Annotated in this window: 13 protein-coding genes; 6 read left to right on the top strand and 7 right to left on the bottom strand. The window is 72.9% G+C overall.

Features of this window, described 5'->3' with window-relative positions; genetic code table 11:
* The 4 genes from OG386_RS38890 (at position 1) to OG386_RS38905 (ending at position 4,019) form a co-directional block, all read left to right on the top strand.
* Positions 1–1,023 carry a carbon-nitrogen hydrolase family protein gene (locus tag OG386_RS38890; protein WP_328792033.1) on the top strand — a complete coding sequence of 341 codons (1,023 nt, stop codon included), beginning with the start codon at positions 1–3 and terminating at the stop codon, positions 1,021–1,023.
* Complete coding sequence (locus tag OG386_RS38895) at positions 1,020–2,132, top strand: cupin domain-containing protein (protein WP_328792034.1); 1,113 nt, start codon at positions 1,020–1,022, stop codon at positions 2,130–2,132. The genes OG386_RS38890 and OG386_RS38895 overlap by 4 nt, the downstream gene beginning before the upstream one ends.
* 133 nt (positions 2,133–2,265) lie before the next feature.
* Entirely contained in the window at positions 2,266–3,171 is a 906-nt protein-coding gene (locus tag OG386_RS38900; RefSeq protein WP_328792035.1) for a fumarylacetoacetate hydrolase family protein, read from the top strand.
* An 80-nt stretch (positions 3,172–3,251) separates the two neighbouring features.
* The gene (locus OG386_RS38905; RefSeq protein ID WP_328793514.1) at positions 3,252–4,019 is read left to right on the top strand and encodes a maleate cis-trans isomerase family protein; all 768 of its coding nucleotides are present in this window, start codon (positions 3,252–3,254) and stop codon (positions 4,017–4,019) included.
* Here OG386_RS38905 and OG386_RS38910 read toward each other — a convergent pair.
* From OG386_RS38910 to OG386_RS38930, 5 genes are all read right to left on the bottom strand, one after another.
* A complete protein-coding gene (locus OG386_RS38910; protein ID WP_328792036.1) occupies positions 3,992–4,336 on the bottom strand; it encodes a hypothetical protein in 345 nt (114 codons plus the stop codon). The two genes, OG386_RS38905 and OG386_RS38910, sit on opposite strands and share 28 nt — an antisense overlap.
* Positions 4,337–4,391: 55 nt before the next feature.
* A complete protein-coding gene (locus tag OG386_RS38915) occupies positions 4,392–5,447 on the bottom strand; it encodes an alcohol dehydrogenase catalytic domain-containing protein (protein ID WP_328792037.1) in 1,056 nt (351 codons plus the stop codon).
* Between the two features lie 42 nt (positions 5,448–5,489).
* Positions 5,490–6,344: a DMT family transporter gene (locus OG386_RS38920; RefSeq protein WP_328792038.1), complete on the bottom strand. Its 855-nt coding sequence runs from the start codon at positions 6,342–6,344 to the stop codon at positions 5,490–5,492.
* Between the two features lie 100 nt (positions 6,345–6,444).
* Complete coding sequence (locus tag OG386_RS38925) at positions 6,445–7,242, bottom strand: ATP-grasp domain-containing protein (protein WP_328792039.1); 798 nt, start codon at positions 7,240–7,242, stop codon at positions 6,445–6,447.
* A complete protein-coding gene (locus OG386_RS38930; protein WP_328792040.1) occupies positions 7,239–8,144 on the bottom strand; it encodes an ATP-grasp domain-containing protein in 906 nt (301 codons plus the stop codon). The genes OG386_RS38925 and OG386_RS38930 overlap by 4 nt, the downstream gene beginning before the upstream one ends.
* 148 nt (positions 8,145–8,292) lie before the next feature.
* Between OG386_RS38930 and OG386_RS38935 the strand changes: the two genes are divergently transcribed.
* Both OG386_RS38935 and OG386_RS38940 read left to right on the top strand, forming a co-directional pair.
* Complete coding sequence (locus tag OG386_RS38935; protein WP_328792041.1) at positions 8,293–9,705, top strand: hypothetical protein; 1,413 nt, start codon at positions 8,293–8,295, stop codon at positions 9,703–9,705.
* Between the two features lie 9 nt (positions 9,706–9,714).
* Entirely contained in the window at positions 9,715–10,446 is a 732-nt protein-coding gene (locus OG386_RS38940) for a DUF7873 family protein (protein WP_328792042.1), read from the top strand.
* A 441-nt stretch (positions 10,447–10,887) separates the two neighbouring features.
* Here the strand turns inward: OG386_RS38940 and OG386_RS38945 are convergent, their stop codons facing one another.
* On the bottom strand, positions 10,888–11,613 hold the full coding sequence (locus OG386_RS38945; RefSeq protein WP_328792043.1) for an anti-sigma factor: 726 nt from the start codon (positions 11,611–11,613) through the stop codon (positions 10,888–10,890).
* Positions 11,610–12,221, bottom strand: a complete 612-nt coding sequence (locus tag OG386_RS38950) for a sigma-70 family RNA polymerase sigma factor (protein WP_030725819.1) — start codon at positions 12,219–12,221, stop codon at positions 11,610–11,612. The genes OG386_RS38945 and OG386_RS38950 overlap by 4 nt, the downstream gene beginning before the upstream one ends.
* Positions 12,222–12,259: the final 38 nt, after the last annotated feature.

Below are 12,259 nucleotides of genomic sequence, written 5' to 3' on the forward strand. Positions count from 1 at the left end.
ATGGACAGGGACCACCCGCCCCGCTTCACGGCGGCGGCCGTCCAGGCCGCGCCCGTCTACCTCGATCCCGCCGCCACCGTCGACAAGGCCGTCGCCCTGATCGCCGAGGCCGCGGCGGGCGGCGCCGAACTCGTCGTCTTCCCGGAGGCGTTCGTCCCCGGCTACCCCTACTGGAACTGGACGATGAACCCGGTCCAGGGCTCCCCCTGGTTCGAGCGGCTCCAGCGCGCCTCCGTCGACGTCCCCGGCCCGCACGTCGACACCCTGCGCGCGGCGGCCCGCCGGCACGGCGTCGTCCTCGTCATCGGGGTCAACGAGCGGGCCGCGCACAGCCTCGGCGTCCTCTACAACACCCTGCTCACCATCGGACCCGACGGCGAACTCCTCGGCGTGCACCGCAAGCTGGTGCCGACCTGGGCCGAGAAGCTCACCTGGACCGGCGGCGACGGCAGCTCGCTGGTCGTCCACGACACCCCCGTCGGCCCCCTCGGCGCACTGGCCTGCGGCGAGAACACCAACACCCTGGCCCGCTTCGCCCTCCTCGCGCAGGGCGAACTCGTCCACGCCTCCTGCTACATCGCCCTGCCCGTCGCCCCCGCCGACTACGACATGGCCGACGCGATCGCCGTCCGCACGGCCGCACACAGCTTCGAGGGCAAGGTCTTCTCCGTCGTCGCCTGCTCCACCGTCTCCCCGGAGATCGTGGACGCCGTCGCCGGGGACGACGAGGAGCTGCGGAAGCAGTTCACGCGCCCGCGCAGCGCCCTGTCCGGGATCTTCGGCCCCGACGGCCGCCCGGTCACCGAGCCCCTCGTCGACGAGGAGGGGATCGTCTACGGCGAGATCGACCTCGCCCGGTGCATCCAGCCCAAGCAGATGCACGACATCGTCGGCCACTACAACCGCTTCGACGTCTTCCGCCTCGAAGTGGACAACCGCCCCAGGCCGCCGGTCACCTTCACCGCGCCCACCAAGGCGTTCATCGCTCCCGCCGCTCCCGCCGCTCCCGAGGAGGACGTATGACCATCGAGCAGGACGACACCGCGCTCGGCCGCGCCCGGGTGTCCGACACCCCCAAGCTCACCGCGTACTACGAGGAGCTCGCCACCCTCGACGCGGGCGCACTGTGGACCGTCGCCAACGACATCGAGCCCTGGTACCCGCAGCCCCGTTCCGTGCCCGTGCTGTGGCGCTACGCGGACCTGCGCCCCCTGGTCCACAAGGCCCTCGGCCTCGTCAAGGGCGACGACGCCGGCCGCCGGGTCGTCATGCTCGTCAACCCGGGCCGCAAGGAGGTCAGCGCCGCCGCCGGACTCCTCTACACCGGGCTCCAGATCATGGGCCCCGGCGAGGCCATGACCGCACACCGCCACCAGGCCGCGGCCCTGCGCTTCGTCCACGAGGGCACCGGGGCCTGGACGGTCGTCGACGGCCAGAAGCTGAAGGTCGGCCCGCGCGACTTCGCCATCACCCCCAACGGCACCTGGCACGAGCACGGCAACGACGCCGACGACGCCCCCGTCATCTGGCAGGACGGACTCGACATCCCCCTGGTCAACGCCCTGGACGCCGGGTTCTACGAGGTCCATCCCGAGCTCTACCAAACCCCCGGAAAGGTCATCAACTCCTCGGTCCTCACCTACGCGGCGAACCTGCTGCCCTACGGGGCGGAGCAGTGGACCCGGCCCTACTCGCCGCTGCTCGCCTATCCCTGGGAGCCCACGTACGAAGCCCTGCGGGGCCTCGCGAAGGCGACCGAGGGCTCCCCGTACGACGGGGTCATCGCCGAGTACACCAACCCGGTGACGGGTGGCCCGGTCATGCCGACCATGGGCGCCCACATGCAGCTCCTGCGCCCCGGCCAGGCCACCCTCGCCCACCGCCACACCGGCTCGGTGATCTACACGGCGGCCAAGGGCCACGGCGTCTCGGTGATCGCCGGACAGCGCTTCGAGTGGAAGCAGGGCGACATCTTCTGCGTCCCGTCCTGGGCCTGGCACGAGCACCACAACCTCGACCCGGCCGAGGACGCCTGCCTCTTCTCCTTCAACGACTTCCCGGTCATGCGCTCGCTCGGCTTCCACCGGGAAGAGGCGTACGCCGACAACGGCGGCCACCAGCCCACCACCTGAACCGCTCCGCCGTACCGGACGCCGCCGGCCCTGACACCGGCGCCGGTACGGCGGAGCCCCGGCCGGGCGCGACGCACCGCCCCGCACCGCGCACCCACCCCACGCACCCTCCCCTCATACGCAAGGAGCCCCCATGCGGTTGCTCAGCTACACCCTCGACGATGCTTCCGTGCGTCTCGGCGCGCAGGTCGACGACCTCGTCGTGGACCTCACCACCCTGGCCCGGCGGGCCGGCGCGCAGCTGCCCCCGGACCTGCTGTCATTCATCCGGGCCGGCGCTGGCGCCCAGGAGGCCGCGCGCGGACTGCTCGCCGCCGGACCCGCGGCCTGGCCCGCGGAGGCCGTCCACCGGATCGAGGCCGTGTCCCTGCGGGCGCCCCTGCGCCCCGGCAAGATCATCGGCGTCGGACTCAACTACATCGAGCACGTCGAGGAGTCCAGCCGCAGCCTCGACACCGACGAGGACCTGCCGCCGCGCCCCGTCCTCTTCGGCAAGCCCGCCACCGCCGTCACCGGCCCCGGCCAGCCGATCCTGCACAACGCCGACCTGACCGCCCAGCTGGACTGGGAGTGCGAACTCGCCGTCGTCATCGGCCGCACCGCCTTCCGGGTGAGCGAGGAGGACGCGTACGACCACGTCTTCGGCTTCAGCATCGTCAACGACATCAGCGCCCGCGACCAGCGCCGCTCCGGCCAGTGGTTCTTCTCCAAGGGGCAGGACTCCTACGCCCCCTTCGGCCCGGTGGTCGTCACCCGCGACGCGATCCCCGACCCGATGGCCCTCGACCTCTCGCTGCGCGTCAACGGCGTCACCAAGCAGAAGTCGAACACCCGGCACATGCTCTTCCCCATCGCCCGGCTCATCGCCGACATCAGCTCCGGCATGACCCTGGAGCCCGGCGACGTCATCGCGACGGGCTCACCGTCCGGCGTCGGCGCGGGCATGGTCCCGCCCGAATTCCTGCGCCCCGGTGACACCGTGGAGGCCACGGTCGAAGGCATCGGCACCCTGACCAACCCCGTCGTCGACGCCCGCTGACCGGCCCCGCCGAACAAGGAGCACCCGTGTCCCCCCGCACCTACCGCATCGGCCAGATCGTGCCGAGCTCCAACGTCACCATGGAGACGGAGGTCCCGGCCATCCTCCGGGCCCGCCAGGCCGTCGTACCCGACGAGCGCTTCACCTTCCACAGCAGCCGGATGCGCATGACCCACGTGACCCCGGAACAGCTCAAGGCCATGGACGCCGACTCAGACCGCTGCGCCGTGGAACTCTCCGACGCCCGGGTCGACGTACTGGGCTACGCCTGCCTGGTCGCCATCATGAGCATGGGCCTCGGCTACCACCGCACCTCGGAGCAGCGCCTGCACGCCCGGACCGTCGAGAACGGTGCGCCCGCCCCGGTCGTCACCAGCGCCGGAGCCCTCGTCCACGGGCTGCACACCATCGGCGCCCGGAAGATCGTGCTGCTGGCCCCCTACATGCGCCCGCTCACGCGGACCGTCGTGGACTACCTGACGCACGAGGGCATCGAGGTCCTCGACCACCGGGCCCTCGAAATCCCCGACAACCTGGACGTCGCCGCCCACGACCCGGCCCGGCTGCCGGGTCTCGCCCGGGCCCTGGAGTACGCCGACGCCGACGCGGTCGTGCTCTCCGCGTGCGTGCAGATGCCCTCGCTCGGCGCCATCGAGGAGGCCGAGCAGCTCCTGGGCAAGCCGGTGGTGTCCGCGGCGGTCTGCACGGCCCACCAGCTGCTCCGGTCCCTGGACCTGGACGCGGTGGCACCGGGGGCGGGCCACCTGCTGTCGGGCAGGTACGCACGCTCACCGCTGCCCGGGCAGCCCCGAGCCGCCGGCTACCGCATGGGCGGCGGCACCGTGTAGTTCGGGATCGAGGGGTCCTTCGGGTCGAACGGCGTCGGCTTCCAGCTCGCCGGCGGCGGATCGGCTGCCCGGTCCGGGTCCTGCGGGATCTGCGACGGGTCCGCAGGGGTCCGCCCCGGCGCAGCCCCGCCGGTGGCCGAAGGCCTCGGCTCCGCGGCCGGCGTCGAAGCCGGGGCGGGGGACGGGGTGGAGGCCGGGGCCGGAGCGCCCGGCTTCCCGGTGTCCGGTCCCTCCGCGCCGCCGGAACAGCCGGTCAGCGTCAGGGCGACCGCCAGCGCCACGCTCACGGCGCCCGCCGCCCGCTCTTCGGAACCCATGCCCACCACCCGCCCGTCCCGCACGGCACGCCCGTTCGGGTCGGGCGATCGTAGCTCAGCCGCGCGCCGCCGCCCCCGGCAGGACGATCGTGACCCCGCGCCCGGCCGCCGTACCCATGGCGGCCAGCGCCGCCGGGGCCGCGTCGAGCGGGATCGTCGAGGTGACCAGCAGGTCCGGCCGCAGCACCCCGCCCCGGACCATCTCCATCATCGGCGGGTAGGCGTGCGCCGCCATGCCGTGGCTCCCGAGGACCTCCAGCTCCCAGCCGATCACCCGGTCCATCGGCAGGGCCGCCGCGCCGGCCGCCGCCGGCAGCAGTCCCACCTGAACGTGCCGCCCGCGCCGGCGCAGCCCGGCCACCGAGGCCGCCGCCGTCGCCGGTGATCCCAGCGCGTCCAGGGACAGGTGCGCGCCCCCGCCGGTCGCGTCCCGGACGGCCTGCGCGGTGTCCGTGCCCTCCCGGGCTTCCACGCAGTGCACGGCGCCGAACTCCCGCGCCAACTCCAGCGCTCCCGGTGCCGTGTCCACGGCGACCACCCGGGCCCCGGCCGCCGCCGCGATCATCACGGCGGAGAGCCCCACCCCACCGCAGCCGTGCACGGCCACCCATTCGCCCGCCGCCACCCGGCCCCGCGCCACCACCGCCCGGAACGCCGTCGCGAAGCGGCAGCCGAGACCGGCCGCCGTCGCGTACGAGAGCTCCTCGGGCACCGCCACCAGGTTCACGTCAGCGTGGTCCAGGGCCACGTACTCGGCGAAGGACCCCCAGTGCGTGAACCCGGGCTGCGTCTGCCGCGCGCACACCTGGTGGTCACCGGCCGCGCAGTCGGCGCAGCTGCCGCAGGCGCACACGAACGGCGCCGTGACCCGGTCGCCGACCCGCCAGTTCCTGACGCCGGTCCCCACGGCTTCGACCACACCGGCGAGTTCGTGCCCGGGGACGTGCGGCAGCACGATGTCCGGGTCGTGCCCCATCCACCCGTGCCAGTCGCTGCGGCACAGCCCGGTGGCCTCCACCCGCACCACCACCCCGCCCGTCGGCGGACCCGGCTCCGCCACCTCCCGCACCTCGGCCCGCTCGCCGTACCGCTCGAAGACCACCGCTCGCATGGATCCCGCCCTCCGCTCGACCGACCGGCAGGCTACCGGGCCTCACGGCGCGCCCTCCCCGGCCCGGGCCAGTGCCAGTACGCCCGCGCAGATCAGGGCGATGCCCAGCAGTTGGGGGAGCAGCCACCAGCCCGACCGCAGGTGCTCCTCGTACAGCACCACCCCCAGCGCGATGCTGATGCTCGCGTCGCCGAGGGTCAGCGCGGGCTGCGAGGCGACCAGCGGGCCGCCCTGCATGGCGTGTTCCAGCAGGAGCAGGGCACAGATGCCGCTGGCCCCGAAGGCGTAGGTCTCCCAGGTCGTCAGGAAGGCGACGAAGCCGTCGTCGTCGAGGACGTGCACCGCGGACTTCATCAGCGCGGCGGTGAGCGCGTAACAGACGGCGGTGGCGGCACCGAGGCAGCCGGCCCGGGCCCGGCCGGGCGGCAGGCGCAGCCCGGCCACGGCCAGGGCGGCCACGACGACCGCGCACGCCGTCAGGGCCACCACCCAGCGTTCGGCCGGCACGTGCGTCCGGTTGCCCATGGGCGAGGCGGCCACGAGCGCGACCCCGAGCCCCGCCACCACCCCCGCCACGGCCAGCCACATCGCCCGCGGCAGCCGCTGCCGCGTCATCAGCGAGGCGATCAGCAGCGCGAGCGGCAGCTCCAGTACGAACAGCGGCTGTACGAGCGCCAGCGCGCCGGTGGCCAGCGCGAGGGCCTGCCCGGCCCCCGCCGCGATCACGGCCAGGATGCCGCCGATCCACAGCGGACGCCGCAGCAGATCGAGGACCAGGCCGAGGCGGAAGCCGTCGCTCTGCGGCACGGTGAGCGCGGCGCGCCGCTGGAGCACGGTGGCGAGCGCGTTGCTGAACGCCGCGAACAGTGCGAAGAGGACCGGCAGGACGACGCCCATGCCCCGATCCTCACGGCGGCCGCCGCCCCTCCGCGCCACGACACCGGGCCACGGCCGTCAGGCCCCGCGCATTCCCCCGTCCGGACCTGCCCGGCAACCGTCAGGTACGCCCCGCGGCCCGACGCAGGGCCAGTGCCGCGAGGGCTTCCGGGGCGCCGGCCTGGCCCCGGATGCCGGGGAAGGCGTTGACGTCCACGATCAGCGGTGTTCCGCCACCGGTGTCGATGATGTCCACGCCGTAGACGTCCAGCGCGAAGACCGCGCCCGCCTCGCGCACCAGATCGGCCCAGCCGGACGGCAGTTCCGCCAGCGGCAGGGGACGGGTGGGGCCACGGCCGCCGGGGGAGAGCTCGGACCGGCGCAGGGCCGAGAAGACCTGGTCGCCTATGGCCCACAGCTTGTGGTCCCAGCCGCTGTTGGGCGCGTACTCCTGCACCACGACGGGCTCGTGCGGCCACTCCCGCGCCAACTCCCGCAGGCGTGCCGCGTCGTCGACGCGGGCGACGAGGTCGCCCCGGCGGCTGTACCGGCTCTTGACCACCACGGGGGCTTGCGGCCGGGCCCCGGCCGCCCACGCCCCGAGGGAGTCGTGGGTACGGGTCGCGGCGAAGGGGAGCCCGGCCCGCAGGGCGAGCTCGGCCATCGCCGTGCGGTCCTGGCACAGCGCGGTGGCCGAGGCGGAGTTCACCACGGCCGCTCCACGCCGTTCCAGGGAGCGCGCGAGACCCAGCGCGTGCGGCGTCCGCGACTTCAGCAGGTACACCTCGGCGAGCGGCAGCGGTACGTCCTCCAGGGCGACCGGATCGAGGGCCTCGACCTCGTGTTCCGGGGCCAGCAGGGCCGTGGCGTCCGCCAGCAGCGGATGCCCGGGCTCCGGGGTGATCAGGCCGATCTTCACGCGCCGTCGCCCCCCACGGCCGAGATCTGCGCCGGGATCGACAGGGGCAGCGGGTACGCCAGCGCCACGGGCGCCGGCTGCTGCGCGCTGCCGCCCGCCCGTGCCAGTTCCAGGACCGCCCGGGCCACCCGCGCGGCCGCGTCCGGCACCTGACGGAAGCTCGGGAAGTCGTTCACGTCGACGACCACCGGCCCGTCCGGGCCCAACAGCACGTCCACGCCGTACAGGTCCAGCCCGTAGACCGCCCCCACCTGCGCGGCGATCGCCGCCACCTCGGCCGACAGCGGCACGCGGCGCTCCCGCACGGAGGGGTCCGGGTGCAGCGGCGAGCACCGCTCGGTCGCGAACAGCTCCCCGCCGACCGCGTACACCTTGATGTCCGTCCCCGAGTTGGGCACGTACGGCTGGGCGATGAGCAGGCCCTCGCCCGCGAGCACGGGCAGCAGCGACTCCAACCGCTCCGGCGAGGACACCAGGTGCACGGCGCGCCCGGAGCTGCCGTCGGCGGGCTTGACGACGAGCGGGTACTCCGCCGCCGGGACCTCCCTCAGCAACTCGGGGCGGGCCACGGCGTACGTCGGCGGCAGCGGGAGCCCCCGGCCGCGCCCGAGAGCGGCGGCCAGCGCCTTGTCCCGTACGCCGCGGATCGACCGGGCGTCGTTGACGGTGGTCGTCCCGGCCGCGGCGGCCGCTTCGAGCAGCGTCAGACCCGGGCCGCCCGAAACCGTCTTGAGGACCCACGCATCGTGCGCACCCGCGTCCACCACCTCGGTCATGCGCAGGAGCGAGCCGCCCGGCCGTACGACGTCCACCCGGTGCCCCCACGCGGTCAGCTGCCGGATCACCTCGTTCGGCATGCCGTCGTGGCGGTAGTGCTCCTCCACCAGGAAGCAGAGCCTCATGGACCTTCCCCATATTCCCCGGACGTCCGCCGATACGTCCGGCGAGTCATGACGTCACAGGATGTCATGGACCGCAATATGATGATCGGTCCGGCTGTGGGCTTCCTTGTTACGATCCTGCTTCGGCAACGGGGGAGGGACCAGGAGCATGCGCGATCGGTGGACGGGGCAGCTGCACGGGCTCGTCGGGAACGCGGCCGCACCGGCGGACGTGCTGGTGCGGCTGCTCGGCCACGAAGACGAGCGGGTGCGACGGGCGGTTGCGCGGCGCGCCGTTCTGCCGCAGGAGGTGGTCGAGGCCGTTCTGGTCCACCCGGACCGCCACGTCCGGATCGCGCTCGCCGAGAACGGCAACGCCGATCCCGATCAGCGCGCCCGGCTGGTCGAGGACCCGGCCCCGGGGGTCCACCTCATGCTCGCGGTCGGCCCCCTGACCTACCGGCAGCGGGTGGCCCCGCTGCCCGACTGGGCCTACGAACGGCTGCTGGCCCACCCACGCCTCGCGGTGAGCCACGAACTGATCCTGTCGGGCGCGACACCCGACCACATCCTGGCGACCCTCGCCGACCACGAGGACCCCGTGTTCCGCCGGGCGTCCTGCCGCGCCTGGGACCGGCTCGCGCAGCAGGTCCGCGAACGGCTCCTGCACGACGAGGATCCCGATGTCCGGAGGGCAGCCGCCGCGCGGATCTGCCACGAGGACGAGGAAGCGACCGCCTGGCTGGTCGGGGAACTGGGCGACTCGTGGCAGGTGATCGACATCCTGAAGACCGGCCGGCTCACCCGGGAGCTCGCCGAACGCGTGGTCGCCGGAGGCGGACGGCTCGCGGCGATCGCCGCCAACCCCACCCTCCCGCCCGACCTCGTGGCGCGCCTCGCCGTCGACCCCGACCCGGGGGTCCGGCTGGCGGTCTCCGCCCGCCCCGAGCTGAGCGAGTCCGAGCGCGCCGCCATCGACCACACCGTGGACGCCGAAGACCGGCTGGGCACCCTCGACTGGGTGTGGGCGCGCCGCGAGGACGCCGAGTTCCTGCGCCGGTGCGCCCGGTCCGCGCACACCTGGTTGCGCCGCAGCGCCGCGGTCTGCCCCGGCCTGCCGGCCGACGCCGTCGAACTGCTCGCGGGGGACCAGGACTTCGCCGTACGCCTACTGCTCGCCGAGTTCCACCCAAAGCCGCCCCCCGAGCTGCTCCTCGACCTCTACCTGAACGGCACCCACCGCGCCGTGGGCATGCTCGTCACCCGGCCGGGCTTCCCCGCCGCCGGGCTCGCCGCCCGCTTCGGCGCCTCGCCCGACCCGGAACGCCGGCGGCTGGCCCTGCGCGACCCCGACCTGGAACCGGAACTCCTCGACCGCCTCAGCCGGGACCCCGATACGCGCGCGGCCGCCGCCCGGGACCCCAGGCTCCCCGTGGCCCGGATCCGCGAACTGCTCGCCGATCCGGACACCGCGGCCGCCGCGGCCGCCAACCCCGTGCTTCCGCCCGAGGACATGCGCCGGTTGCTGGACCGGGCGGGCGTGCCGGAAATCCCGGTGAATGATCGGACAATCGACTGCTAGGTTGATCACGTGCCGAAGCTGAATCAGATCATCGCAGTGGAAAAGGGCGTCAAGTCCAAGTCCCTCCAGGAGCTCACCCAAGCTCACCACGACGTCCAGAAGCCCGCCCTGCTGGCCGGAATCTCCCGGACCTACCAGCCCAAGGACGAGGAGGGCGAGCAGTTGCCGCCCGAGTCCACCCGGGTGCAGGTCAAGGCCGAGGACGTGCTGCGGGCGACGGCGGGGACCCTGACGCGGCTGTTCGACGTGACGGCCACCAAGGACTGGGCGAACCGCACCGCGGTCGCCGATGTCGTCGTGGACGGGACGGTCCTGCTGGCGCAGGTGCCCGTGCCGTACCTGCTCTTCCTGGAGAAGCAGCTCACCGACATGCACACCTTCGTGCGGAAGCTGCCGGTGCTGGACGCCTCCGAATCCTGGAACCTGGACCCGTCCACGGACTCCTGGAAGACGGACCCGGTGCGCACCATCCGTACCAAGAAGGTGCCGCGCAACCACGTGAAGGCCGAGGCCACCGAGAAGCACCCGGCGCAGGTCGAGGTGTACTACGAGGACGTGCCGGTCGGGTACTGGACGACCGTGAAGTTCTCCGGTGCGCTGCCCGCCCGGCGGGTCAACGAGCTGATCGACCGCGTGGAGAAGCTCCAGCAGGCCGTCAAGTTCGCCCGCGAGGAGGCCAACAGCGCCGAGGTCACCGACCAGCGGGTCGGCGACGCGGTGTTCGGCTACCTGTTCAGGTAGCCCACAGAACCCCTCCCGTATGTCTGCGGGAGGTGCGCGAGAGCGCAAGCTGAAACTGATGTTGAAGCTGAACGAGGGTGTCAGTTGGGGGTTCGAATCCCTCCCCCGGCATTGCGAGCCGGGGTGGCCCAAGCTGGTAGAGGCGGCCCTTCAATCTCAGATTATCGCTCCAGTCTCAGTATTCGCCGCCGAACACCGGATCGACCGAGCGCGGACGATCATCGATGGATAGGGGTTCAAGTCCCCTCTGTGCCTCTCCTCGTGGCGCGGTAGTTCAAAGGTAGAACACGTCGATCTAAGAATGATCCGCGACTCTTAAACGTGCCGGTGTGCGCAATTGGGTGGCACACAGGAGCCCGGGAGCTGGATATGCTCCCGGGCTCCGTCACGTTCCGGCCCGCGCTCCGGTCGGAACGGTCCGGTCCGACCGGACCGTTCCGGTCAGACCGGAACCGACACGAACGTCCGGCCCGACTCGTTCTCGACCAGGATCGCCTTGACGTCCGCCGGGTCCACGGCCGCCGAACCGTCCAGCGCCGCGCCCTTGGCCTCGCCGTTCTCCTGGCTGCCCGTGACCCAGCCGGCTGCGGTGGTGCGCGTACCGTTCTTGGAGACCACGATCAGCCGGCACCGCTCGCCCGGCGGTACGCCCGTGACCGCCGCGTGCACGCGCACCCACTTGGTGGCGGGCGTCATCTGCACGGTCATCCGCGCCCCCGTGGCCTTGTCGGTCGCGGAGAGCACCTTGGTCCCGGCGGGCGGTGGGGAAGGGTTGGCCGTGGCCGTCGGGGACGGCGGCACAGGCAGCGCCTCGGTGTCCAAATCGCCCGTACCCAGCTGGGTACCGGCCCAGAACACGGCGGCCAGCGAAGCGGCGACCGCCAGTCCCGCGAGGCCCGCGCGCCGCCGCGAATCACCGGCCCGCTCACCGCGCATCTGCCGCAGGGTGCGCTGGAGCAGCAGGTCACCGCCATGCGGCGGTCCGTCGAGGAACGCCTCGTCGGGCACCTCGCCCAGAGCCGCCTCCATCTCGCGCAACGCGGCCACCTCCTCCCGGCACTGCACGCATCCGCTCGTGTGTTCCTCGACCCGGCGGATCTCCTCGGGGTCCAGGACGCCGAGTACGTAGGGGCCGAGCAGTTCCTCCTCGTGCCTCTGCCGGTTCATGCCACCACCTCACGCAGTCCGGCGGGCTGCTGGGGCGGCCTGCCCGATCGCTTTCCTTCTCTGGAACCGATGTCCCTGAATCCGTCGCTCTTGAAGACGTCGCGCAGCGCCTTGAGGGCGTAGTGCGAGCGAGATTTGACCGTACCCGCCGGGATGCCGAGACTGTCGGCCGCCTCCGCGACGCTGAGCTGTCGGTAGTACAACTCCTTGAGGACGTCGCGGTGTTCCGGCGACAGCTGATCGAGGGCCCCCAGGACCGTCATGCTGTCCACCACGGAGTCGGCGTGGTCCGCCTCCACCGGGGGAGCGGACGAGGCTCCCGAGACCTCGGGCGGCCGGGCGGCCTTCGCCCGGTAGCGGTCGGTGATGATGTTGCGGGCCACGGTGAGCAGCCAGCCGCGCACCGAGCCCTTTCCGTTGACCAGCACCTCGGAGTGGCGCCAGGCCCGGATCAGCGTCTCCTGTACGACGTCCTCGGCGGCGGCCCTGTCTCCCGTCAGCCGGGTGGCGTACGCGAGCAGGGCGTGACCGTGCTCCTCGTACACCGACTTGATCAGTGCCTCATCGGTCGAGCCCCGCCGAGTGCGGGGCCACAGTGGTCCGGCCATCTCACCCTCTCCGTCTTCCTCGCATATGTGGTGCGGTC

Source organism: Streptomyces sp. NBC_00273, assembly GCF_036178145.1.
Lineage (GTDB): Bacteria > Actinomycetota > Actinomycetes > Streptomycetales > Streptomycetaceae > Streptomyces.